We start from the raw sequence: 425 nt of genomic DNA, 5'->3' as shown, positions 1-425 counted from the left end.
GCACACCGACCTGATGAAGAAGACGGTCTTCGCCGACCTGCACGCGCTGTATCCGGACCGGATCAACAACAAGACCAACGGCATCACCCCGCGCCGCTGGCTGCAACAGGCGAACCCCGGCCTGACCGCGCTGATCCGGGAGGCGATCGGCGACGATTTCCTCGACGACGCGGAAAAGCTGTCGGCGCTCGACCCGTTTGCCGACGATGCCGGCTTCCGCAGCAGGTTCGCCAGCGTGAAGCGCGCCAACAAGGTCGCGCTGGCGCAGCATCTGAAGGAGCTGATGGGCATCCGCATCGATCCCGACGCGATGTACGACGTCCAGATCAAGCGCATTCACGAGTATAAGCGCCAGTTGCTGAACATCGTCGAGACGGTGGCGCTGTACGCCCAGATCCGCAGCCATCCGGAGCGCGACTGGGTGC

Annotated in this window: 1 protein-coding gene; it reads left to right on the top strand. The window is 64.2% G+C overall.

The window, feature by feature from the left end:
• Nucleotides 1-425: glycogen/starch/alpha-glucan phosphorylase (locus AC0IYH_RS29505; RefSeq protein ID WP_471837600.1), on the top strand; the 425-nt coding region annotated here is incomplete at both ends.

This window comes from Pseudomonas sp. AC463 (assembly GCF_979253585.1).
Note: the sequence above shows the minus strand (reverse complement) of the source record. Positions and strands in the feature narration are given on the sequence as shown.